This window comes from Pseudoroseicyclus tamaricis, from assembly GCF_012070395.1.
GTDB lineage: Bacteria > Pseudomonadota > Alphaproteobacteria > Rhodobacterales > Rhodobacteraceae > Pseudoroseicyclus_A > Pseudoroseicyclus_A tamaricis.
The window spans coordinates 940,601-964,842 of record NZ_JAAFYS010000001.1; the positions used below are offsets into that span (position 1 = coordinate 940,601).

Below are 24,242 nucleotides of genomic sequence, written 5' to 3' on the forward strand. Positions count from 1 at the left end.
CCACCAGCGCCGTCCACCGGATCTCGGGACCCAACGGGACCTCTCAGACGACCAGCCGCGACCAGCTCCCGTAACGATGCCTCACCGGCCCGCGCGGCACGGAGGCGGCGATGAGCAGCAGCCCCGCGCCGATATCGGCGCCCCGCTGCAGCCATGTCCCCTCCATCACGAAGGCGCAGATCACCAGCGCCGCGCCGAGGCAGATGTTGAGGAAGCGCGCCGGCCGCGCCGCCTCCGCCATCGCCGTGACCGCGATGGTCACCGCCAGCGCGCCGATCAGGTGGTCGGTATTGGCGAGCATGCCCGAGGTGCCGAGCGTCAGCCGCGTGAACATCAGCCAGATGCCGATCGCCACGCTCAGGCCCAGCCCCCATGTCACGCCCATGCCGCCGCCCAGCATGTCGGCGATCAGCCGCCCCGGCGGCTGCTCGAAGCTCTCCAGCGTCCGGTCGTCCGGGCCCTCGTCGGTATCCCCGGCGAGGAAGACCCGCAGCAGCGGCTGCCCAGCCCGCTTGCGGCGGGCGAGGAACTGGCAGGTGGCGATCAGCTCATCCACCGAGTAGGGGATCTGGATCAGCATCGCCGCCGCCGTCAGCAGGCAGAGCGTGCACCATGTGCCGAGCAGGATCGGCTGGATGATGATGAAGGTGATGGAGATCACGCCGAGCGGCACGATCATGATGCCGAAGATCAGCACCAGCCACGGCATCGTCCGCCAGCGCCGGGCCGAGCCGATGAGGCCGATCAGGATCTCCAGCGCGTAGGTCATCGCTCCGAGGCCCGCGTCCGGCACCGGCCAGGCCCTCGAGACGTCGGAGGTGATGATCTCCTCCGTGCCGTTCTGCGGATTGTCCGGCGCGCCGGGGAAGAAGGGCTCCCAGACGTTCGGCACCAGCTCCAGCTGGTAGGCGGTGAGGTAGGCGGAGATGAAGAAGCCGAAGAAGGCCAGCGCGATGATCGGGATCCGCTGCGTCCAGTCGGAGGGGGAATAATCCCACCCCTTGGGGATCGTCGGCCCGGTCACCGCCGCCATCCGCCCGACGCCCGGCGTGGGCCGGGCGCAGCCGGCGAGGCCGAAGATCAGTGCCCCGACGAGGGTGAAGAGGTAGTACCCCGCGGCGTTCCCCGTCCAGAAGACCAGCGGCACCGCCATCACCAGCGCCCCGATGGCGGCCACCGCCCAGCGCAGCAGCGCCGCGCGCCAGGAGAGGGTGAGGAAGGCCAGCACCATCACCAGAACCCCGGCGATGACGGCGCCGAGCGTCATCCCGATATGCTCCAGCCCCAGTAGCACCGGCATCACGATCAGGAAGGCGCCGAGGCCGATATTCATGAAGGGCGCCCAAATGTTCTGCGCATGGGCCTCGCGGTACTCCCGCTCCGCCTGCGCGCGCAGCGCCTCCGCGTCAGGCCGGTGCTCCGCCTCCGCCTCCTGCAGCCAGTGCGGCTGGGTGAGGCCGTTGGCCTCGTACCACGCGGCCGGGTCCTCCTTCAGGCGCTCGACCATCTTCGGCAGCGTCTGGCGCAGGGAGTGCTTCGGCTCCCAGCCCAGCCACTCGCGGGCGCGGGAGATGTCGAGCTCGTAGTGATCGTCCGCCATGCGGATCATGAAGGGCTTGATGAAGGGCTCCTCGCCCTGGTCGATGGCGTCGGGGACGAGCGGCTCCGCCCTCTGCTGCACCCAGGCGCCGGCGGCGGCGAGGGGTTTCGGCAGGGAGAGCGTCGTCCAGTCGTCGGAGCCATGGATGAGCTTGGCGAGCAGCGCCTGCAGGTCGCCGTAGCCGATCGCCTCCTCCTCGCCGACGAGGATGACTGCGTCGGGCGGCAGCTCCCCCCGTTTCTCGACGGAGAGGCGGAAGGCTTCCAGCATGTCGTCCTTGTGGAGGAAGGACTGCCCCGCCTCCATGTCGCCGGAATAGGCGTGGGCGAGGGGGTCGCGCTCGTAGATGCGGCGGACCTGCTCGGCGAGGGTGGGGACGGCCGTCTCCTCGTCGTAGAGCCCGGCGAGGTGGAGGAGGAGGTAGGGCATGGCCCCCGCCTCCTGCCGGATCACCTCCTCCGTCCGCGCCTTCGACTGCGGGTAGGCCCAGCCGGGGTCGATGGCGGTGGCCTCGGTAATCGGCAGGCCGGGCGCGCCGGGGCGGTGGACGAGCATGGTGCCGGAATAGATGAAGCGGTCGACCTCGTAGGGCTGGAGCGCCTGCACGAGGTTGCGCGTGCCCTCGATGTTCACCGCCTCGTAGAGCGGGCTCTCCTCGCCGGTGAAGTCGAAATAGGCGGCGAGGTGGATGACGGCGGCGATCTCGGGGCCATGGGCCTCGGTGATTTCCTTAAGCGCCCGGTCGACGGAGGCGCGGTCGGTGATGTCGAAGAGGGTGATCTTCTCGCCCTCGGTCCGGTCGAGCCCGACAACCTCGTAGCGTGCGCCGAGCCGCTCCATCAGCGCCGAGCCGAGAGATCCCGCGGCGCCGGTGATCAGTACCAGAGGTTTGTCGCCCATGCCTGCGCCGTCTCCCTTGCTGCCCCCGGGCCGCCTTTGAGCGGCCTCTGTTGGCCAACCCGTCGTGGCGTCAATGGTTCCGGCGGGGGATGGTGGAGTGGACCCCCACCCTGCGCGGTGCGGGCCGTCCCCTTTTGCGGAGAGACGGCCCGAGCTGTTCCCCCGCGCGGAATCAAGGCCGCAGGCCGCCGCGCGAGCGCCTGCCCGTCCCGGCGGGCTGGCGCTCTGGCTGAGCTTGGCACTGGGCGGCGAGCGGGGAGGGACTTGTCTGGCATAAAGCTCTGAAGCTGAAAGGTCGGAGCGCCACCCCACGGGCCGGCGTGCGAGGGTAGCGCTCGGGGCTTCGGTGGGTTGGAAACCCACTCTACGGTCGGGCGCCTTCCGTCAAACGTCACCGCTCTTTCCCCCGCGCGGAGTCAAGGCCGCAGGCCGCCGCGCGAGCGCCTGCCCGTCCCGGCGGGCTGGCGCTCTGGCTGATCTTGGCGCTGAGCAGCCCGTGCGGAGGGGCTTGGCCGGCATAAAGCGCTGCAGCGGAGAGGTCGAAGCGCCACCCCACGGGCAGGCGTGCGAGGATAGCGCTTGTCGCTGCGTAGGGTACCAGCCGGCAGCGAACGCGGGCCCAAACGCTCAATCGTGAAGGAACGGCGTTCCCACCTGCCCGTTGACCAGACAACGCCCCAACAGAGGGGCCGAAAGGAGGAACCCATGGCAAACGCAAGCAGCAAGAAGTATGGCCCGGGTCAGCAGGATCAGGGCAAGGGCGACGGTCACGGAGGCATGGAGCCGGCGGATGTCGACGTGCTGCCCGACAACGAAATCCTGTCCAACCGCGACACCTCTCAGCACTCGGACCAGCGCGGCCTCGACAGCGGCCACCTGCAGGACCGCCAGTACCACGAGCACGTCGACGGCCACGCGCCGGGCAAGGGCGAGCCGGGCAAGGCCGCGGACAAGGACAAGTTGGCGGACGAGCGCCCTGAGGGGAAGGAACCCGACGGCGAGATCTGAGGCTGTCGATCTCCGACTATCGAACACGGGGCGCCGGCGGACCCTCCGCCGGCGCCTTGCTGTCAAGGGGGACCGCCGACTGATCCGAGCGCAGACCCCGTAGGGTGGGTTTTCAACCCACCTCCCCCGATGCACCGAGCGCCCTTCCCACAGGCATGCGACAACGCCGGACCGTAGGGCGTGGCGCTTCGACGTCGGGGCACCTCGACGGACCGGCTCTCTCTCCGCGGTCGCGGACTCCTGGGGAGGCAAGAGCGGCGAGGCCCCTCGTTAACTAACCGTTAATCAATAACCTTCCCCGCGGGGAAGGCTCCGGCCCACCCCCTCAAATCTCCCGCCGCAGCCCAGCCACGGCCGCCCTGTACCTCTCCACGATCTCCTCCCGCCGCACATGCCGCCCGCCCGTCACGAGCGCCCGCCCGGCGGACCAGACGCGGTCCACCATCCCCGTCCCCCCGGCGAAGACGAAGCTGTCCAGCGCCGCGTCCCCCTCCAGCCCGGTGAGGTCCACGTGACCCGCGTCCAGCGCCAGCAGGTCCGCCCATTCGCCCACCGCGATCCTCCCGGACCCGCGCCCTGCCGCCTGCGCGCCTCCCACCGCCGCGTCCTCCATCAGCCGCCGCCCCGTCGAGCGCCCCGCCGTCGCCAGCGCGGCGCGGGAGCGGTCGCGGAGCCGCTGGGAGGTGTCGAGCTGCCGCAGCTCCTCGGCCAGCGAGATGCGGATGTTGCTGTCTGACCCGATGGCGATCGCGCCGCCGGTGCCGAGCCAGCGCACCCCGTCGAAGATGCCATCGCCGAGGCTCGCCTCCGTCAGCGGGCAGAGCCCGGCGACGGCGCCCGTCCGGGCCAGCGTCGCCGTCTCCTCGGGCTCCATCTGGGTGCAGTGGATGAGGCACCAGCGGGCGTCGAGCGGCAGGTGCTCCACCGCCCAGGCCGCCGGCCGGGCGCCGAGCGCGGCCTGCACCTCCTCCACCTCCGCCACCTGCTCGGCGAGGTGCATGTGGATCGGCCCGTCCCCCAGCCCCGCCAGCGGCAGCAGATCCTCCGCCGCCACCGCCCTCAGTGAGTGCAGCGCCACCCCGAGCCGGGTATCTCCTGGCAGGGATGCCAGCGACGCCCGCGCCCCCTCGTGGAGCCGCGCGAACCGCCCGGCATCATTGCCGAAGCGCACCTGCCCCGCCCCAAGCGGCCGCCGGTCGAGCCCGCCGAACTGGTAGGCCACGGGCAGCAGCGTCAGTCCCAGACCGCTCACCTCCGCCGCCGCCGCGATCCGCCCGGACATCTCGGCGAGGTCCGCGTAGGGCGCGCCGCCGGGGGCGTGGTGCAGGTAGTGAAACTCCACGCTGGTGCCGAAGCCCGCCTCCGCCATCTCCATCTGCACGAAGGCGGCGATGGCCTGCACCTGTTCGGGCGTAATCTCTTCGAGGAACCGGAACATGAGCTGCCGCCATGTCCAGAAGCTGTCCTGCGCGCTGGGCCCGCGCCGCTCTGTCAGCCCCGCCATGGCGCGCTGGAAAGCGTGGGAATGGGCATTGGAGGGGGCGGGGACGACGAGGCCGGTGCGCTCGCCATCGGGCGGCGCGCCGGGGGTGACGGCGGTGATGCGGCCATCGTCCACGTCGATGCGCACATCGGTCGCCCAGCCATCCGCGAGCAGCGCCTGCTCTGCCCAGATCACATGCATGGCTCGCTCCCCGTTGACAGAAGAATATGTGCATACATAATCATGGGCACAGGTTGCCGATCAAGAGGCCCCGATGCTCTACACCCACGCCCGCCTCGCCACATTCGCCGCCCCCGGCCGCTATGGGCTGGTGGAGGACGGCGCGCTGGCGGTGGAGGGCGAGCGCATCGCCTGGGCCGGGCCGCTGGCCGAGTTGCCACAGGCGTGGCGCGGGCAAGAGGCGGAGGATCTGGGCGGGCGGCTCGTCACGCCGGGGCTGATCGACTGCCACACCCACATCGTCTTTGGCGGCCATCGCGCCGACGAGTTCGAGATGCGGCTGGAAGGCGCGAGCTACGAGGAGATCGCCCGAGCCGGCGGCGGCATCGGCAGCACCGTCCGCGCCACCCGGTTGGCCTCGGAAGACGTGCTGCTGGAGGGGGCGCTGACGCGGGCCGACGCGCTCATCGGCGAGGGCGTGACGACGCTGGAGATCAAGTCCGGCTACGGGCTGGAAGCGGAGACGGAGCTGCGCATGCTCCGGGTCGCCCGCCGCATCGGCGAGCTGCGCCCCGTCACCGTGCGCACCAGCTACCTCGCCGCCCACGCGGTGCCGCCGGAGTATTCGGGCCGGGCGGACGCCTACATCGATGAAATCGTCATCCCGGTGATGCACGAGGGCCGGGGCCTGATCGACGCGGTTGACGGGTTCTGCGAGGGCATCGCCTTCGACACCGCCCAGATCGGTCGGGTCTTCGACGCGGCGGCGTCGCTCGGCCTGCCGGTGAAGCTCCACGCCGAGCAGCTTTCCCACATGGGCGGCGCGGCCTTGGCGGCCCGCCATGGCGCGCTCTCCGCCGACCATCTGGAGCATGCGAGTGCCGAAGACGCCGCGGCGATGGCCGCCGCCGGCACCGTCGCCGTGATGCTCCCGGGCGCCTATTACACCCTCCGTGACACGCAGGCCCCGCCGGTGCAGGCCTTCCGCGACGCCGGCGTGCCCATGGCCGTCGCCACCGATTGCAACCCAGGCTCCTCGCCGCTCGCCTCGCTGCTGACGGCGATGAACATGGCCTGCACGCTCTTCCGCCTGACGCCCGAGGAAGCGCTGGCCGGCGTGACCGTTCATGCCGCGAAGGCGCTGGGCCTCGCCGATCGGGGCACGCTCGCCGCCGGGCAACGGGCCGACCTCGCGGTGTGGGACGTCGAGACCCCGGCGGAGCTCGCCTACCGCATCGGCTGGAACCCCCTCCACGCCCGCATTCACGGAGGCACCAAGTGCTGACCAATGACAGACGAGGCACCACGTGCTGACCCTCATCCCCGGCGCCACCCCGCTCGCCACCCTCCGCGCAATCTGGGAGGGCGAGGGCGCGCGGCTTGACCGGGCCTGTCGCCCGGCGGTCGAGGCCGCCGAGGCGCTGGTGCGCAAGGCCGCCGAGGGCGAGGAGGCCGTCTACGGCGTCAACACCGGCTTCGGCAAGCTCGCCTCGGTTCGCATCAAGGCGGAGGACACAGCGCGGCTCCAGCGCAATCTCATCCTCTCGCATTGCTGCGGCGTGGGCGCGCCGCTCGACGCTCCCACCACCCGGCTGATGATGGCGCTCAAGCTCCTTTCGCTCGGTCGCGGCGCCTCTGGCGTCGCCTGGGCCACCGCGCAGCAGATCGAGGCGATGCTGGCGGCGGATGTGCTGCCGGTGATCCCGGACCAAGGCTCCGTCGGCGCCTCGGGCGACCTCGCGCCGCTCGCGCATCTCGCCGCCGCGATGATGGGCGAGGGAGAGGCGGTGCACGAAGGCCGGCGGATGCCCTCCGCCGAGGCGCTCGCGGCTGCCGGCCTCGCCCCCATCGCCCTCGGCCCCAAGGAGGGCCTCGCCCTCATCAACGGCACGCAATTCTCCACCGCCTGCGCGCTCGCCGCGCTCTGGGGCGCCTGGGACAATGCCCGCGCCGCCATCGTGACGGGCGCGCTGTCGACCGACGCCGTGATGGGCTCCACCGCGCCGCTGCTCGCCGGCATCCACGCGCTGCGCGGCCAGCCCGGCCAGATCGCCTTCGCCGCTGCCCAACGGTCGCTCATGGAGGGCAGCGAGATCCGCGAGAGTCACCGCGAGGGCGACACCCGCGTGCAGGACCCCTATTGCATCCGCTGCCAGCCGCAGGTGATGGGCGCGGCGATGGATCTTCTGTCCTTCGCCGCCCGCACCCTGGAGGTCGAGGCGAATGCGGTGACCGACAACCCGCTGGTGTTGGTGGAGGAGGGGCGCATCGTCTCCGGCGGCAACTTCCATGCCGAGCCGGTGGCCTTTGCCGCCGACCAGATCGCGCTGGCGATTGCCGAGATGGGCTCGATCGCGCAGCGGCGCATCGCGGTGATGGTCGACCCCACGCTCAACCACGACCTGCCGCCGTTCCTCACGCCCGAGCCCGGGCTGAACTCCGGCCTGATGATCGCCGAAGTGACAAGCGCGGCTTTGATGAGCGAGAACAAGCACCTGGCCAATCCCTGCTCGACGGATAGCACGCCGACCTCCGCCAATCAGGAGGACCATGTGAGCATGGCCGCCCATGCCGCCCGGCGTCTCGCCCGGATGAACGCCAACCTCTCGATGATCCTCGGCATCGAGGCCGTGGCGGCGGCGCAGGGCATCGGCTTTCGCGCGCCGCTGGCGACGTCGGCGCCGCTGCAGGGCGTGATCGCCCGCCTGCGGGAGGCCGTGCCGGCGCTGGGCGAGGACCGCTACCTCGCGCCCGACCTCGAGCGTGCCGCCGCGCTGGTGCGAGAGGGCCGCCTGACCGGGGGTCTCAAGTTGCCGGAGCTGGCGCCATGAATCCCGTCGAGGTGACACGCGGCGACGGCCCCGTCGTGCTCGGCTTGCCGCATACCGGCACCTGGCTGCCCGAGGACGTGCGCGCCCGGCTGAACGAAAGAGGACGTGCCCTAGCCGATACCGACTGGCACATCGACCGGCTCTACGCCGGGCTGCTGCCGGGCGTCACGAAGGTCCGCGCCACCTTCCACCGCTACCTGCTCGATGCGAACCGCGACCCCTCCGGCGCCTCGCTCTACCCGGGGCAGAACACGACGGGGCTGGTGCCGATGACGGATTTCGACGGCGAGGCGATCTGGGACGACCCGCCGGGCGAGGTGGAGATCGAGGCGCGGCGGGAGGCGTACCACGCACCCTACCATGCCGCGCTGAGCGCCGAGCTAGAACGGGTGAGGGCGCGGCACGGCGTGGCGATCTTGTACGATTGCCACTCCATCCGGGGGGAGATCCCCTTTCTCTTTGGCGGCCACTTGCCCGATTTCAACATCGGCACGAATGGCGGCACCACCTGCGCGCCCGCGATCGAGGCTGCCGTGCAGGGCATCTGCGCGGCCGCGCCGGGCTATTCCTACATCCTCAACGGCAGGTTCACCGGCGGCTGGACGACGCGCCACTACGGGCGGCCGGCCAAAGGGCTGCACGCGATCCAGATGGAACTGGCGCAGCGCAATTACCTCACCGAGGAGGCCCCGCCCTGGGCCTATGACGAGGCCAAGGCCGAGGCGCTCCGCACCCACCTCAAAGACATCCTGCAAACCCTTGCCGGCCTCGCTGGCACCCTGGAGGGCTCCCGATGACCGATCCGCGCCACAACACCCGCGACGTCTACCCGCCCACCGGTCCCGAGATCAGCGCGAAGAGCTGGCTGACCGAGGCGCCGATGCGGATGCTGATGAACAACCTGCACCCCGACGTCGCCGAGAACCCGCATGAGCTGGTCGTCTACGGCGGCATCGGCCGGGCAGCGCGGACGTGGGAAGATTTTGACAAGATCGTCGCCGCGCTGAAGACGCTGGAAGACGACGAGACGCTGCTCGTGCAATCCGGCAAGCCGGTCGGCGTCTTCCGCACGCACCCGGACGCACCCCGCGTGCTGATCGCCAATTCCAACCTCGTGCCGCATTGGGCGACTTGGGACCATTTCAACGAGCTCGATAAGAAGGGCCTGGCCATGTACGGCCAGATGACCGCCGGCTCGTGGATCTACATCGGGAGCCAGGGCATCGTGCAGGGGACGTATGAGACCTTCGTCGAGGCCGGCCGCCAGCACTATGGCGGCAACCTCACCGGCAAGTGGATCCTCACCGCCGGTCTTGGCGGCATGGGCGGCGCACAGCCGCTGGCGGCGGTGATGGCCGGCGCCTGCTGCCTCGCCGTGGAATGCGACGAGACCCGCGCCGACTTCCGCCTGCGCACCCGCTATGTCGACGAGAAGGTGCACACACTGGACGACGCCCTCGCGCTGATCGCCGAGTGGACCGCGGCGGGGGAGGCGAAATCCGTCGCCCTCATCGGCAATGCCGCCGACATCTTCCCCGAGCTCGCCGCGCGGATGAAGGCCGGCGGCCCGCGCCCCGATATCGTCACCGACCAGACCTCCGCCCATGACCCGCTGCACGGCTATCTGCCGCAGGGCTGGTCCGTGGCCGACTGGCGCGCAAAGCAGGAGAGCGCGCCCAAGGAGGTCGAGGCCGCCGCCCGCACCTCGATGCGCATTCATGTCGCCGCGATGGTCGACTTCTGGAACGCCGGCGTGCCGACGCTCGATTACGGCAACAACATCCGGCAGGTGGCGAAGGACGAGGGGCTCACCGACGCCTTCGCCTTCCCCGGCTTCGTGCCGGCTTACGTGCGCCCGCTCTTCTGCCGGGGCATCGGGCCCTTCCGCTGGGCGGCGCTCTCGGGCGACCCGGAGGATATCTACAAGACCGACGCCAAGGTGAAGGAGCTGATCGACGATCCGCACCTGCACAAATGGCTCGACATGGCACGCGAGCGCATCGCCTTTCAGGGCCTGCCGGCGCGCATCTGCTGGGTGGGCCTCGGGCAGCGCCACAAGCTCGGCCTCGCCTTCAACGAGATGGTGCGGTCGGGGGAGCTTTCCGCCCCGGTCGTCATCGGCCGCGACCATCTCGACAGCGGCTCCGTCGCCAGCCCCAACCGCGAGACGGAGGCGATGAAGGACGGCTCTGACGCCGTATCGGACTGGCCGCTGCTCAACGCGCTGCTCAACACGGCTTCCGGCGCCACCTGGGTCTCCCTCCACCACGGCGGCGGCGTCGGGATGGGCTTCTCGCAGCACGCTGGGATGGTGATTTGCGCCGACGGGACGGATGCGGCGGCAAAGCGGCTGGAGCGGGTGCTCTGGAACGACCCGGCCTCTGGCGTCATGCGCCATGCCGATGCGGGCTACGAGGACGCCGTCGCCTGCGCGGAGGAGCACGGGCTGAACCTGCCAGGCCTCAGGTGAGCCGGCGGGGCTGGCAGGAGGTTCAGGACGAGCTGATCGGCCGCATCAACGACGGCGCCTGGCCGCCGGGCACGCTGCTGCCCGCGGAGACGGCGCTGGCGGTGGAGCTGGGCGTCGCCCGCACGACGGTGAACCGCGCGCTTCGCGGTCTCGCCGAGAGCGGGCTGGTGGACCGCAAGCGGAAGGCCGGCACGGTGGTGGCGGAGCATCCGCCGGCGCGGGCGGTGCTGACGATCCCGGTGATCCGCAAGGAGGTGGAGGGGCAGGGGAAGACCTGGCGCCACCACCTGCTTCTGCGCGAGGCCGCCCCGGCCCCGGCGCCCATCTCCGCCCGCCTCCACCTGCCGGCCCGCGCCCCGATGCTGCACCTCGTCGCCCTGCACTTGGCGGACAAACGGCCCTTCCTCCTCGAGGACCGCTGGCTCAACCTCGCCGCCCTGCCAGAGGCGGAGGACGTCGATTTCCACGCCACGAGCCCCAACGAATGGCTCCTCGCCCACGTCCCCTACACCACGGGCGACCTCTCGATCTCCGCCGAGCCGGCGGGGGAGGACACCGCGGACCTCCTCGCGGCACCCGAGGGTGCAGCGCTCCTCACCCTCGACCGGGCGACGTGGAACGACGGCCGGGCGATCACGGCAGTGCGGCTCACCTACGCGCCCGGCTACAAGATGCGAGCGGCCCTGTAGGGCGGGGTTCACCCCGCCATCCGCCGGTGAAGGAGGGCTACAAACCCACCCTACATATCGCGGCCCTGCCGGTAGGGTGGGTTTGTAACCCACCTTCCTTCGCCACCTCGCAACGCCGCCGCTCCTCCCCCGCCCGGTGCGCGCCGAAGGCGCAGGGCGAGCGCCGGCCCGTCCCGCGGGCTGGCGCTCCGTCGACGTAAGCGCAGAGCTCCGAGCGCGGAGGTGGTTGCACCATGAAGCGCGCCGCTCCGCCGTCGCGGCGCCACCCCACGGGCCGGCGCTCGCCCTCCGCCCGCGATTGGTGTGCCCGGTGGAGGGCGGAGCGGTGGGTTGAAAACCCACCCTACGGGTGCGGCGGACGAAGAACATGCCCCGCCCCGAAGCTCAGCGCCGAGCCCCCACCCCACGCCCCATTGACAAACCCATTCCTCCAAGGTTATTAATAAACCCATAGCTACCGAGTTATCAGATGACAGCCGACTCCCTCTTCCGTTCCCTCTCCGATCCCACCCGCCGGGCGCTCTTCGAGCGGCTCTGCCGCGAGGGGGAGCAGGCGGTTGCGCTCCTCACGCAAGGCGCCGGCGTCTCCCAGCCGGCCGTCTCCAAGCACCTCGCCGTCCTGCGGGAGGCCGGCCTCGTCACCGCGCGCCCGCAGGGGCGGCAGACGCATTACTCCGCCCGGCCCGAGGCGCTCTCGCCCCTCGTCGACTGGACGGCCGAGATGGCCGGCTTCTGGGAGAGCCGGCTCGACGTTCTGGAATCGCTCCTCAAAAGGATGGACCAATGACTGACACCCGCTCCGTGACTGTCGAGCGAGAGCTGCCCCACCCACCGGAGAAGGTCTGGCGGGCGCTGACAACGCCGCACTTCATCGAGGAATGGCTGATGAAGAACGACTTTTCCGCCGAGGTCGGCCACAGCTTCCAGATGAGCGGCGAGTGGGGTGCCGTCGATTGCGAGGTGCTGGACGCGGAGGAGCCGCGCTCGCTCTGCTACAGCTGGAACGCCTTCGGGCTGGAGAGCACCGTCACCTGGACGCTGACCCCCACGCCCTCCGGCACCCATCTGAAGATGGAACAGGCGGGCTTTCAGGAGGGGCAGACGCAGTTCTACCAGGGCGCGAAGGCGAGCTGGCCGAGCCATGTCGGCAACCTCGCCGCCTTCCTCGACCGTCAATCCTAAGGGGCGTGCCCGTCACGCATCCCGTCCTCTGGAGGTCTCCTCGATGAACGCCACGCTCCGCAAGGTGCACCGCTGGTGCTCCGTCCTCTTCACGCTCGGATTCCTGATCAACGTCGGTGCCATCTTCCTCGCCGGCGAGCCGGCGACGTGGGTTTACTTCACGGCGCTCCTGCCGCTCTTCATCCTCTTCCCGAGCGGCCTCTACCTCTTCGCACGGCCCTACCTGCTTGGTCGCCGCACCGCCTGAGCCGCCGAAAATTCGGGCAGACACGACGCCCCCTTGTTGCACGATCGCTCAAGAAGCTTGACAGGGCCCGCCTTGCCGCCTTCTACTGAACGAAAGTTCAACAAGGGGTCCCCATGCCGCGCGCCTCCCGCTATGACCTGCTGTTCGAGCCGGTGAAGATCGGCCCCAAGGTCGCGCCGAACCGCTTCTACCAGGTGCCCCATGCCTCCGGCATGACGAATGCCAACCCGCATGTGCGCGCCGCCTTCCGCGGCATGAAGGCCGAAGGCGGCTGGGGCGTCGTCTCCACCGGTGCCTGCTCGGTGCACCCCAGCTCCGACGATTCGCCCTTTCCCTTCGCCTCGCTCTGGGACGAGGCCGACATCCGCTCCCACCGCCTGACGACAGATGCCGTTCACGCCCACGGCGCGCTCGCGGCGGTGGAGCTCTGGCACGGCGGGGCGGCGGCGGTAAACCGCACCTCCCGCTACGCGCCGCTCTCGCCCTCGGGCGTGCCTTGGATGGCGACGCATGTGGGCTTCATGTCCTCCGCCCGGCCGAAGATCATGGACGCCTCCGACATCCGAGAGCTGATCCGCTGGCATGCCGATGCCGCCGTGCGGGCGGAGGAGGCGGGCTTCGACATCCTCTATGTCTATGCGGGGATGGGCTATCTGCCCTACCAGTTCCTCCTCTCCGATTATAACCACCGGACGGACGCCTACGGCGGCTCCGCCGAGAACCGCGTGCGCCTCGTCGCCGAGCTGATCGACGCGGTGCGCGAGGCGACCCATGGCCGCTGCGCCGTGGCCTTGCGCATCTCCCTGCAGGAGCTGCGCGCCCGCCCCGCCGAGGGGGCGGAGACGGAGGCGCATGAGATCATTGGCCTGCTCAAGGACGCCCCCGACCTCTTCGACGTGAAGATGGATTACTCCTCGACCGACTGCGCCCCCTCCCGCTACGTGCAGGAGGGCAGCCACGAGCCGGTGGTGGATTTCGTGAAAGCGATCACGGACAAGCCGGTCGTCGGCGTTGGCCGTTTCACCTCTCCCGACACGATGGTCTCGATGGTGCGCCGCGGCGTGCTGGACCTCATCGGCGGAGCCCGGCCCTCCATCGCCGATCCGTTCCTGCCGAAGAAGATCTCCGAGGGGCGGGAGGACGAGATCCGCGAGTGTATCGGCTGCAACATCTGCATCTCCTCCTGGCATGACGGCGTCTGGGTGCGCTGCACGCAGAACCCTTCAGCGGGGGAGGAGTGGCGGCGCGGCTGGCACCCCGAGACGGTGGCCGAGGACAGCGCCGAGAGCGCCGTGGTCATCGGCTCCGGCCCCGCGGGGCTGGAGGCCGCGCTCACCCTCGCGCGCCGGGGGATGCAGGTGACCATCGCCGAGGCCGGCTCGGAATTCGGCGGCCGGCTCCTGTGGGAATCCAAGCTGCCGGGCCTGCGCGAGTGGTTCCGCGTCGTCGATTACCGCCTCGGGCGCCTGCTGCAGATGCCGAACGTCTCGCTCTTCGCCGAGAGCCGCCTGACGGCCGAGGATGTCGCCGAGTTCGGGGCCGACCACGTCGTCGTCGCCACCGGCGCCAAGTGGACGCGCAACCTCTGCGGCGCCAACGAGATCCCGACGGCGCCGATCGAGGGGCTGCGCATCTACACGCCGGACGACATCGCCGCCGGCACCGAGATCGAGGGCCCCGTCGCCGTCTTCGACTACGACAATTACTACATGGGCTCGGCCATCGCCGAGCATCTGGCGGGGCAGGGGACGGACGTCACCTACATCACCACCGCCGGCGCCGCTCAGAGCTGGGGCGTGATGACCAACGAGCAGCCGCATGTCCACGTCGCCTTCCAGCGCCTCGGCATTGCCTACCGCACGCTGGAGATCGTGGAGGATTTCGACGGCGAGACGCTCGGCCTGTCGCAGATCTTCACGGCGGAGCGCCGCGAGATCCCCGTCCGCTCCCTCGTCATCGTCGGCCAGCGCCTCGGCGACACGGCGCTCTACGAGGCCCTGCTCGACGCCGGCACCCCCTCCCTCCACCTGACGGGGGATGCCCACGCCCCCGGCGCCATCGCCCATGCCACCTACCAGGCCCACCGCACGTCCCGCGCCGTCGGCGCCGCCCCCGCCGACCTCCTCGAGCGTCGCGACGCCCCCTTCGCCCCGCCCGGTCTCTACACCGAGGCCGCGGAATGACCGGCCCTCACGCCTCACCCCGCGCCCGGCGCCCCTCCGGGCGCCCCGCCCGACCCGCGCCCCCATGTCATCTGGCCAAAAATACCACGGGGGTCGCCATTGGTGCCGCATTGGTCCGAGGACCAATGGCGACGGGGCTGGGCCCCGCTCCGGCGGGCTCCACTTGGGTCACCCGTCGCCCTGCCGGGATCAAGATCTCCGCCAGTCCCCTGTTTCATCTGGCCAAAAATACCGCGGGGGTGCGGGGGCTGGCCCCCGCTCCCTCATTCTCCACCAGCGCCGGAGCCGCCCCATGAGCGCCCCCCGCCGCCGCAATTCCCGTGGCCCGCGCGCCTCCGGCCCGCAGCCCGTCGCGCAGGCCCCCTTCGGCCAGCGCCGCCGGCCCTATGCCCCGGTCGAGGTCATCTCCGCCGACCAGGTGGAGGCGATCCACCAGGCGGCGCTGACGCTGCTATCCACCACCGGCTTTCGTGTCCTCGCCGAGCAGGCAAGGGCGCTCTATGCCTCCGCCGGCGCCGAGATCGACGGGCCCACCGTCCGCCTCGATCCCGGCCTGATCGGCGAGCGGCTTGCCACCGTCCCCGCCACCTTCACGCTCGCGGCGCGGGACCCGGCGCATGACCTGACCGTCGGGGGGGACCTCTGCGTCTACGCCTCCGTCGGCGGGCCGGCCTACGTGATGGACAACGATCGCGGTCGCCGCGACGGCACCTTTGAGGAGATGTGCGACTACCTGCGCCTCGTGCAGGTGCTCAACGTCATCCATCAGGAGGGCGGCTGCCCCTTCGAGCCGATGGACCTGCCGGCCAACACCCGGCACCTCGATATCTATCGCGCCCAGATCACGCTTCTCTCCAAGAACTGGCAGACGCAGACACTCGGCCACCTGCGTACGATGGACGGCATCGAGATGGCGGCCATCGCGCTCGGCACGACGCCAGAGGCGATGGCGGAGCGGCCGGCGCTCCTCGGCGTCATCAACACCAACTCTCCCCTGCAGCTCGACATCCCCATGGCCGAGGGGCTCATCGCCATGGCCAGCCACGGCCAGCCCGTCGCCATCACGCCCTTCACGCTGGCCGGGGCCATGGCCCCGGTCACTGTCGCCGGCGCGCTCGTCCAGCAGCATGCCGAGGCGCTGGCCGGCATCGTGCTCACCCAGATCGTCCGCCCCGGCACGCCGGTGCTCTATGGCGGCTTCACCTCCAACGTCGACATGCGCTCGGGCTCGCCCGCTTTCGGCACGCCCGAGTACATCAAGGCGGCCCAGGCCACTGGCCAGCTCGCCCGGCATATCGGCGTGCCCTTCCGCTCGTCGAACGTGAACGCGGCCAACGAGGTCGATGCCCAGTCGGCCTACGAGAGCATGTTCTCCCTCTGGGGCGCGCTCATGGGCGGCGCGCATCTGCTGGAGCACGGTGCGGGCTGGATGCACGGCGGCCTCACCGCCTCCTTCGAGAAGCTCATCCTCGATGCCGAGATGCTTCAGATGATGGATGCCTATTACGAGCCGCTCGATACCAGCCCCGAGGCGCTCGCCCTCGACGCCATCGCCGAGGCCGGCCCCGGCGGGCATTTCTTCGGCACCGCCCACACGATGGAGCGCTACGCCACCGCCTTCCACACCCCGCTCGTTTCCAACTGGGACAACCACCCCCTCTGGCTGGAGAAGGGCTCCGTCGATGCCCGCACCCGCGCCAACACCGTCTGGAAGCAGCTTCTGGCCACCTACGAACAGCCGCCGCTGGAGGAGGATCGCGCCGAGGCGCTCGACGCCTTCGTGGCAAGGCGGACGGAGGAGGGCGGCGCGCCGCTGAACTGATGGAGACCCGCACGACCTTCCCGCACGAGATCGAGATCACCGAGAACCTCTGGGTGCCGCTGCCCGATGGCACGCGCCTCGCCGCCAAGCTCTGGCGGCCGAAGGGCGTCGCGGCACCGGTGATCCTTGAGTACCTGCCCTACCGCAAGCGCGAGGGCACCCGCGCCCGCGATCACGCCATGCATGCCTGGCTGGCGGGGCATGGCTATGCCTGCATCCGGCTGGACATCCGTGGCACCGGCGACAGCGAGGGGATCATCACCGACGAATACACCCCGCAGGAGCAGGAGGATGGCGTCGCCGCCATCGCGTGGCTGGCGGAGCAGGAGTTCTGCGACGGGCAGGTGGCGATGATCGGCATCTCCTGGGGGGGCTTCAACGGCCTGCAGATCGCCGCACGCCAGCCGCCGGCGCTGAAGACGATCATCACCGTCGGCTCCACCGACGACCGCTATGCCACCGATATCCACTGGGTCGGCGGGTGCCTCAGCAAGGACAATTTCGACTGGTCGGCCACCATGCTGGCCCATAACGACCTGCCGCCGGACCCGGAGCTGACCGGCCCCGGCTGGCGCGAGGCCTGGCTGGCCCGCGCCGAGGCGAACAGCCCCTGGATCCTCACCTGGCTCGGCCACCAGCGGCGCGACGAGTACTGGAAGCAGGGCTCCGTCTGCGAGGACATCTCCAGGATCGAGATCCCCGTCTACGCCGTCTCCGGCTGGGCGGACAATTACTCGGAGACGGTCCCCCGCCTTCTCGCCAGCCTCCCCGGCCCCCGCCTCGGCCTCGTCGGCCCCTGGGCGCATTCCTTCCCCCACGACGTCGCCGTGCAGCCCGCCATCGGCTGGCTGCAGGAGGTCCTGCGCTGGTGCGATCACTGGCTGAAGGGGCGCGAGAGCGGGATCATGGACGAGCCCATGTACCGCGTCTGGATGCAGGAGAGTGTGCCCCCGCAGACCTGCTACGCCGAGCGCCCCGGCCGCTGGGTCGGCGAGCCGAGCTGGCCCTCGCCCCGTATCGAGACCCGCTCCCTCGCCCTCCTCGCCGATGGCAGCCTTGCCGAGCCGTCCCCGTCAGAGGCGGCCGAGGCGGGCGCCAAGCTCTCCATCTGCTCGCCCCTCTGGGTCGGCCTGACTGCCGGCGAAGTCGGCCGCTACGGGGAGGACGCCGAATGGGCCCCCGACCAGCGCGAGGATGACGGCGGCAGCCTCGTCTTCACGACCGCCCCCCTGCCGGAGTGCACCGAGATCCTCGGCGCCCCCCAGCTGCGCCTGCGGTTCTCCTGCGACAAGCCGATGGCGCTGGTGGCCGTGCGGCTGAACGACGTGATGCTGGACGGCCGCTCCACCAAGGTCACGCAAGGCTACCTCAACCTCACCCACCGGCGGGACCATGAGCATGCCGAGCCGCTGACCCCGGGCGAGACCTACGAGGTCACCGTCGATCTCGACGATATCGCCCATGCCTTCCCGGCCGGGCACCGCATCGCCGTCTCGCTCTCCACCACCTACTGGCCCATCTGCTGGCCCTCGCCGGAGCTGGCGACGCTGAGCGTCGAGACCGGGGCCAGCTGGCTCGACCTGCCCGTGCGCCCGCCTGTCGCGGCGGATGCGGCGCTGCGCGAGTTCGACCCGCCTGAGATGGCCGAGCTGACGCCCTCCATCAGCCACCCCGCCGAACCGACCGTGCGCCGCACCGTCCACCGCGACCTCCTCAGCGGCGAGATGGTCGTCGACTTTCCGCGCTGGACCTATGCCACCGAGATGCCCGACATCGGCCAGACGGTCACCTCCGACGCCTTCGCCCGCTACAGGGTCACCGACGGCGACCCGCTCTCGGCCGTCACCGAGACGGAATGCAACGTCGAGATCGCCCGCCACGACACCACCTGTGCCCACCACTCCACCGGCCGCCTCAGCTGCGACGCGACGCACTTTCGCGTCGAAGTCTCTTTGCGGGTGACGGAAAACGGGGAGAAGGTCTTCGAGAGGCACTGGGACGAGAGGATACCGCGCGACCATGTCTGACCCGGCGACAGAGCGATGCTGAGATACGCCGCCCGGCGCATCTGCCTCGCCCTCGTGATCCTCCTCACGGTGATGATCGCGATGTACGCCATGGTGTTCCTCATCCCCGGCGATCCGGCGAGCCTCGCCCTCGGCCCGCGCGCCACGCCGGAGCTGAAGGCGCTGCTCGTCCAGCGCATGGGGCTCGACCAGCCGATCCTGACGCAGATCTGGCTCTTCCTGCGCAACGCGGCGATGGGCGATCTCGGCTACGACGTCTGGTCGCAGCGCCCGGTGCTGGAGCTGATCCTCGAGTTCTTCCCCAAGACGCTGGTGCTCGGCATCACCACGCTCCTCTGGGCGCTGGTGCTGGGCATCCTCCTCGGCGCCGCCGCCGTCGTCTGGCGGGGCACGCTGACGGACCGGCTGCTGGGCCTTCTCTCGGTGAGCTTCATCTCCATCCCCAGCTTCGTCATCGCCATCTACCTGATCCTCGTCTTCGCCGTCTGGCTGCGCTGGCTGCCCGCCATCGGCGCCGGCAACCCCGGCGACCCGCTCAGCCAGATCCGCGCGCTTGTCCTGCCGGCCTTCGCGCTGGGCATCGGCTGGGTTGGCTACCTCGCCCGGCTCGTGCGCGCCTCGCTCCTCGAGGTGATGGGGGAGACCTACATCCGCACCGCCCGCGCCTTCGGCCTCTCCGAGCGGCGGGTGGTCTTCCGCTATGCGCTGCGCGTGGCGATCATCCCGACCATCGCGCTGCTGGCGGTGGGGCTCGGCTCCATCCTCTCCAGCGCCGTCTTCGTTGAGGCGGTGTTCTCCCGCCCCGGCATCGGCACGCTGATGACGGGGGCGGTCAGCAACCGGAACTACCCCGTCGTCATGGGCTGCGTGCTCTTCATGACGGCCTTCTACCTCTTCGTCGTCACCGCCGCCGACCTGTTGATCGCGCGGCTCGACCCAAGGGTGCGCGATGCCTTCCGACGCTGAGATCGCTCCGGCCGAGCCGGCCCGACAGGGCCGGGAGAGGCGCGCCGCCGGGCGTGTCCTCCACCGCTCGTCGCTGCGCGTGCTGCTGCGTGATCCGATGGGTGCGCTCGGGCTGATCCTCGTCGTCACCTTCGTCGGCATGGCCGTCTTCGCGCCTTGGCTCGCGCCCTACGACCCGCTCAAGCTCGACGTCATGAACAAGTTCCAGCCGCCCTCCTGGGCCCACCCCGCGGGGACGGACCAGCTGGGCCGCGACCTTCTCTCGCGCATCATCTACGGCGCCCGCACCGCGCTCTCCATCGCGCTCACCTCCGTGGGCCTCGCCGGCATCGGCGGGCTGATCCTCGGCATGATCGCCGGCTACGGGCCGCGCTGGCTCGACGGGATCCTCGTGCTGATCTTCGATTCCGTCTCCTCGCTGCCGATGATCATGCTGGCGCTGGCCGTCATCACCATCATCGGCCCGGGAACGGACACCCTGATCCTCGTCGTCGTCACCGTCTCCATCCCCGCCTATGCCCGGCTGATCCGCGCGCAGACGCTGGGGATGGCGCAGTCGGACTTCATCGTGGCGGAGCGGGCGATGGGCGCCTCGGGGGCGCGCATCCTCATCCGCCACCTGCTGCCGAACGTCGTCGGCCCGCTGGTCATCCTGCTCTCCATGGACGTGCCCATCGTCATCATGCTGGAGGCTGGGCTGAGCTACCTCAACCTCGGGGTGCGCCCGCCGACGCCCTCCTGGGGCAACATCCTCTACGACGGCTACACCTCCCTGCGCTCGGCGCCCCACATGGTGCTGATCGCCGGGCTGCCGCTGGTGCTCTCCACCCTCGGCTTCACCTTCCTCGGCGAGGGCCTTCGCGACGCGCTCGACCCCAAGCTGGTCAAGGGGGGCGCATGAGCGAGGCGGTGCTGAACGTCGAGGATCTGGCCCTCAGCTACCCCGGCGGCGTGCAGGCGCTGCGCGGCGTGTCGCTGCAGGTCCGCCCCGGGGAGGTGCTGGGCATCGCCGGCGAGTCGGGCTGCGGCAAGTCCACCCTCGCCTCGGCGATGATCTCCCTCCTCTCGTCGGGGGCGGAGATCACCGGCGGCGCCGTGTATCTCCGCGGCGAGAACCTGATGGCCCTCTCCGAGCGGGATCGCCGCCGCCTGCGCGGGCGCGAGATCGCCATGGTCTTCCAGGACCCGCTGACCGCCTTCAACCCGGTCCTCAGGATCGGCGAGCAGCTCGTGGACTTCCAGGTCAACGCCGAGGGCTCCTCGCGCGAGAAGCGCCGCCGCGCCGCCGCCATGCTCTCCAAGGTCGGGCTGGAGCCGGACCTCGCCCTGTCGCGCTTCCCGCACGAGCTCTCGGGCGGCATGCGCCAGCGCGCCGCCATCGCCGCGGCGCTCCTGATGCGACCCGCCGTCCTCATCGCCGACGAGCCGACGACGGCGCTGGATGTCACGATGGAGGCGCAGATCATCCACCTGCTGCGTGAGCTTCAGGCGGAGGTCGGCTGCGCCATCGTCATCGTCACCCACCACCTCGGCGTCATCGCCGAGCTCTGCGACCGCGTGGCGGTGATGTATGCCGGCGAGGTGGTGGAGGTCGCCCCCGTCGACGATCTCTACCATGACCCGCTGCACCCCTACACGCGCGCGCTCCTCTCCTGCGATCCCTCGGCGCTCGTGGAGCACACCGGCCACCTGCCCACCATCGGCGGCCGCCTGCCGGATCTCGCCGACCCGCCCCCCGGCTGCGCCTTCGCCCCCCGCTGCCCCCTCGCCTCGGAGAGCTGCGCCACCCCGCCGCCGCGCGTGCGCCCCGCTCCCGCCCGCGAGGTCCTCTGCCACAAGGTGGCGCCATGACTGGCCGGACCATGGCGCGGCTGGCGTCTGCGGGACCGTGGGCCAGCCCCCGGATCCCCCGGGATTCTTCGGGAGCAAAGACAGGGGCCGCGGCGCCCGGTGCTCCCCGGCCCGCCTCACGCCCCTGTTTCATCTGGCCGGAAATACCTCGGGGGGCTCCGGGGGGCTGGCCCCCCGGTCCCGCCGCTTCCACCAGCGCGCCGCCCGCCGCCCCGGGAGCCTCCGCATGACCCCGCTCCTGCACCTGCAAGACCTCTCGGTTGACCTGCCCCTCGGCGGCCTCTTCTCCCGGGGGAAGGCGCTCAACATCCTCGCCGGCATCACCCTCGATCTGCCGAGGGGCCAGACGCTCGGCCTCGTCGGCGAGAGCGGCTCGGGCAAGACGACGCTGGCGCGCGCCATCCTCGGCCTGCAGCCCAGCTCCGGCACGATGCTCTTCGATGGCAAGCCACTGGCCTCGCGCTCCGACTACCGGGCCATCCGCCGCCGCTCCGCCCTGATGTTCCAGGATGCCGCCGCCTCGCTCTCGCCCCGCATGAATGTCGAACAGGCGATCACCGAGCCCTTCACGATCCACCGCGAGCCCATGGGCCGCCGCCGTGACCGGGCCGCCGAGCTCCTCGCCGAGGTCGGCCTGCCCGCCGCCTTCGCCGCCCGCTTCCCGCACGAGCTCTCCGGCGGGCAGGCGCGGCGCGTCGGCGTGGCGCGGGCGCTGGCGCTCAAGCCCGAGCTGGTGATCGCCGACGAGCCGACAGCGGGGCTCGACGTCTCGGTGCAGGCCGACATCCTCAACCTGATGGCCGACCTCAAGGAGCGGCACGGGCTGAGCTACCTCGTCATCACCCACAACCTCGCGCTGATCCGCCATGTCGCCGACCGCATCGCCGTCCTCTACCTCGGCCGGCTGGTGGAGACGGGGCCGACGGCGGAGATCTTCGCCGTCCCCGCGCATCCCTACACGCAAAGCCTCATCGCCGCCGAGCCGAAGCCCGATCCGCGCAAGCGGCGGGCCGACCTCGCGATCCAGGGGGAGATTCCGGGCGTCCTGCGCCGCCCGCGGGCCTGCGAGTTCCACACCCGCTGCCCCCTCGCGCAGGAGATCTGCCGGCAGGACGAGCCGGTCCTTCGCACCATCGCGCCGGGCCGTCAGGCCCGCTGCCACCTCATTGAAGAAAAGACCTTGAACAGGGAGACGACCGATGAACTGGACCACCAATCGCCGCAGCTTTCTTAAGGCCACCGGCGGCGGCCTCGCCGGCCTGATGGCCACGCCGCACTTCGCCTGGGCGCAGGAGGGGGACACGCTGCGCATCCGCATGGCCGGCGACTTCCAGGTGCTCGACCCCTGGGGCGAGATCGGCGGGCTCGACGACGTCATCAACCGCTGCACGACCGTCACGCTCGTGCGCATCTCCGACATGCGCGAGGGCTCCGAGTGGGAGCTCTACGCCGCCGAGAGCCTCGAGTGGCAGAGCGACACGGCGCTGGCCTTTACCCTCCGCGACGGGCTGAGCTGGACGAACGGCTACGGCCCCGTGACGGCCGAGGACGTGAAGTACTCCTTCGAGCGCATCGCCGGCTCCGACAGCGCCTGGGCCTACCAGTTCGAGATGCTCGACCGCGTCGAGGTCACCGGCGAGCGGACGGGCGTCATCCACCTGACGCAGCCCTTCGCGCCCTTCATCGTCACCGCGCTGCCCTATTACGGCGGGCACCTCGTCTCGAAGGCGGCCGTCGAGGAGGCCGGTGGCTCCTTCACCACCGAGGCGCCGGCGGAGTGCGGACCCTTCCTCTTCTCCTCGTGGGAGCAGCAGCAGAAGGTCACGCTGACGGCCAACCCGGACTGGACGGGCGAGGCGCCCGACTTCTCCACCATCGAGTTCTACATCGTGGAGGACGATCAGTCTGCGCTCCTCGCCTACGAGGCGAACAGCTTCGACTTCACGCGCGTCGCGCCCTCCTCCGTCAACCAGCTCCATGCCGACATGCCCGAAGGGGCGGAGCTGATCGAGGCGGATTCGACCACCTACACCTGGCTGACGGTCAACCAGAACGCGCCCACCCTGCAGGACCCGCGGGTGCGCCGCGCCATCCAGCTCGCCTATGACAGCGAGGCGGTGCTCTACGGCGCCTATGACGGCGTCGTCGGCCGCGCCGCCGGCCTCGTCCCGCCCGGCTCCCCCTACGCGCGGGAGAGCAACATCTACGCCGAGCGCGATGTCGAGCAGGCGCGGGCGCTGCTGGCAGAGGCGGGGGCCGAGGGGCTGACGCTCAACCTCGTGGCGCTGACCGACAGCACCTCGCAGACCATCGCCCAGATCATCCAGGCGAGCCTGTCGGAGGCCGGCATCAACGTGGTGATCCAGCCGACGGAGGAGGCCGCCTACTGGTCGCTCGGCGACATGACGGCGGGTGACGATTACCTGACGCTGGAGCTGGTCCTGCAGAGCTTCGCCGGAGGGGTCGACCCGACGGAGAACTTCGTCTGGTTCCGCCCCGACCAGATCGGCGTCTACAACTGGACGTTCTTCGACAGCCCCGAGTTCGAGGAGCTCTACCAGGCCTCGCTGGTGGAGCTGGACGAGACGGCGCGCGCCGGGATGTTCAACCGGATGGAGGACCTGATGGAGGAATCGGGCTCCTTCGTCTTCATCGCCTTCGATCCTTACGTCGCGATCCACGATGCCGGCATCGAGCCGGTCATCCTTGCCGACGGTCACCCCGACCCGGTACGCTTCTCCAAGGAATGAGCCAGGCGCGGCGCCCCGGGAAGCGGGGCGCCGCCGCTACCCCGGACGGGAGC

General features: G+C 70.5%; 19 protein-coding genes. 17 read left to right on the forward strand and 2 right to left on the reverse strand.

The window, feature by feature from the left end; all coding sequences use genetic code 11:
• Nucleotides 1-43: 43 nt before the first annotated feature.
• Nucleotides 44-2,500, reverse strand: coding sequence for a vitamin K epoxide reductase family protein (locus GY170_RS04290; protein ID WP_163890296.1), 2,457 nt, complete (start codon nucleotides 2,498-2,500; stop codon nucleotides 44-46).
• A gap of 705 nt (nucleotides 2,501-3,205) precedes the next feature.
• Here GY170_RS04290 and GY170_RS04295 point away from each other — a divergent pair.
• Nucleotides 3,206-3,508 carry a hypothetical protein gene (locus GY170_RS04295; RefSeq protein ID WP_203531157.1) on the forward strand — a complete coding sequence of 101 codons (303 nt, stop codon included), beginning with the start codon at nucleotides 3,206-3,208 and terminating at the stop codon, nucleotides 3,506-3,508.
• A 325-nt stretch (nucleotides 3,509-3,833) separates the two neighbouring features.
• Here the strand turns inward: GY170_RS04295 and GY170_RS04300 are convergent, their stop codons facing one another.
• Nucleotides 3,834-5,192: a formimidoylglutamate deiminase gene (locus GY170_RS04300; RefSeq protein ID WP_163890298.1), complete on the reverse strand. Its 1,359-nt coding sequence runs from the start codon at nucleotides 5,190-5,192 to the stop codon at nucleotides 3,834-3,836.
• A gap of 73 nt (nucleotides 5,193-5,265) precedes the next feature.
• On the opposite strand from GY170_RS04300, the gene hutI reads away from it, so the two are divergent.
• From hutI to GY170_RS04380, 16 genes are all read left to right on the forward strand, one after another.
• Nucleotides 5,266-6,456 (forward strand): imidazolonepropionase, encoded by a 1,191-nt coding sequence (hutI, locus tag GY170_RS04305; RefSeq protein ID WP_163890300.1) that lies wholly within the window; start codon nucleotides 5,266-5,268, stop codon nucleotides 6,454-6,456.
• Nucleotides 6,457-6,478: 22 nt separating this feature from the next.
• A complete protein-coding gene (hutH, locus tag GY170_RS04310) occupies nucleotides 6,479-8,002 on the forward strand; it encodes a histidine ammonia-lyase (protein WP_163890302.1) in 1,524 nt (507 codons plus the stop codon).
• On the forward strand, nucleotides 7,999-8,799 hold the full coding sequence (hutG, locus tag GY170_RS04315) for an N-formylglutamate deformylase (RefSeq protein WP_163890304.1): 801 nt from the start codon (nucleotides 7,999-8,001) through the stop codon (nucleotides 8,797-8,799). The genes hutH and hutG overlap by 4 nt, the downstream gene beginning before the upstream one ends.
• On the forward strand, nucleotides 8,796-10,472 hold the full coding sequence (gene hutU / locus GY170_RS04320) for a urocanate hydratase (RefSeq protein ID WP_163890306.1): 1,677 nt from the start codon (nucleotides 8,796-8,798) through the stop codon (nucleotides 10,470-10,472). Before hutG ends, hutU begins: the two co-directional genes overlap by 4 nt.
• Nucleotides 10,469-11,161 (forward strand): histidine utilization transcriptional repressor HutC, encoded by a 693-nt coding sequence (gene hutC / locus GY170_RS04325; protein ID WP_163890308.1) that lies wholly within the window; start codon nucleotides 10,469-10,471, stop codon nucleotides 11,159-11,161. The genes hutU and hutC overlap by 4 nt, the downstream gene beginning before the upstream one ends.
• A 469-nt stretch (nucleotides 11,162-11,630) precedes the next feature.
• On the forward strand, nucleotides 11,631-11,948 hold the full coding sequence (locus GY170_RS04330) for an ArsR/SmtB family transcription factor (protein ID WP_163890310.1): 318 nt from the start codon (nucleotides 11,631-11,633) through the stop codon (nucleotides 11,946-11,948).
• Nucleotides 11,945-12,343, forward strand: a complete 399-nt coding sequence (locus GY170_RS04335; RefSeq protein WP_163890312.1) for an SRPBCC family protein — start codon at nucleotides 11,945-11,947, stop codon at nucleotides 12,341-12,343. The genes GY170_RS04330 and GY170_RS04335 overlap by 4 nt, the downstream gene beginning before the upstream one ends.
• Nucleotides 12,344-12,386: 43 nt before the next feature.
• Nucleotides 12,387-12,590 carry a DUF2207 domain-containing protein gene (locus GY170_RS04340; protein ID WP_163890314.1) on the forward strand — a complete coding sequence of 68 codons (204 nt, stop codon included), beginning with the start codon at nucleotides 12,387-12,389 and terminating at the stop codon, nucleotides 12,588-12,590.
• Nucleotides 12,591-12,703: 113 nt separating this feature from the next.
• Nucleotides 12,704-14,773 carry an oxidoreductase gene (locus tag GY170_RS04345; protein WP_163890316.1) on the forward strand — a complete coding sequence of 690 codons (2,070 nt, stop codon included), beginning with the start codon at nucleotides 12,704-12,706 and terminating at the stop codon, nucleotides 14,771-14,773.
• A gap of 292 nt (nucleotides 14,774-15,065) precedes the next feature.
• A complete protein-coding gene (locus GY170_RS04350; RefSeq protein WP_163890318.1) occupies nucleotides 15,066-16,595 on the forward strand; it encodes a trimethylamine methyltransferase family protein in 1,530 nt (509 codons plus the stop codon).
• Entirely contained in the window at nucleotides 16,595-18,622 is a 2,028-nt protein-coding gene (locus GY170_RS04355; protein WP_163890321.1) for a CocE/NonD family hydrolase, read from the forward strand. Before GY170_RS04350 ends, GY170_RS04355 begins: the two co-directional genes overlap by 1 nt.
• 15 nt (nucleotides 18,623-18,637) lie before the next feature.
• The gene (locus tag GY170_RS04360; protein WP_163890322.1) at nucleotides 18,638-19,588 is read left to right on the forward strand and encodes an ABC transporter permease; all 951 of its coding nucleotides are present in this window, start codon (nucleotides 18,638-18,640) and stop codon (nucleotides 19,586-19,588) included.
• Nucleotides 19,572-20,489, forward strand: a complete 918-nt coding sequence (locus tag GY170_RS04365) for an ABC transporter permease (protein WP_163890324.1) — start codon at nucleotides 19,572-19,574, stop codon at nucleotides 20,487-20,489. Before GY170_RS04360 ends, GY170_RS04365 begins: the two co-directional genes overlap by 17 nt.
• Nucleotides 20,486-21,439: an ABC transporter ATP-binding protein gene (locus GY170_RS04370; RefSeq protein WP_163890326.1), complete on the forward strand. Its 954-nt coding sequence runs from the start codon at nucleotides 20,486-20,488 to the stop codon at nucleotides 21,437-21,439. The genes GY170_RS04365 and GY170_RS04370 overlap by 4 nt, the downstream gene beginning before the upstream one ends.
• Nucleotides 21,440-21,665: 226 nt before the next feature.
• Complete coding sequence (locus GY170_RS04375) at nucleotides 21,666-22,673, forward strand: ABC transporter ATP-binding protein (protein ID WP_163890328.1); 1,008 nt, start codon at nucleotides 21,666-21,668, stop codon at nucleotides 22,671-22,673.
• Complete coding sequence (locus GY170_RS04380; protein ID WP_163890330.1) at nucleotides 22,639-24,189, forward strand: ABC transporter substrate-binding protein; 1,551 nt, start codon at nucleotides 22,639-22,641, stop codon at nucleotides 24,187-24,189. The genes GY170_RS04375 and GY170_RS04380 overlap by 35 nt, the downstream gene beginning before the upstream one ends.
• The last annotated feature ends 53 nt before the right edge of the window (nucleotides 24,190-24,242 follow it).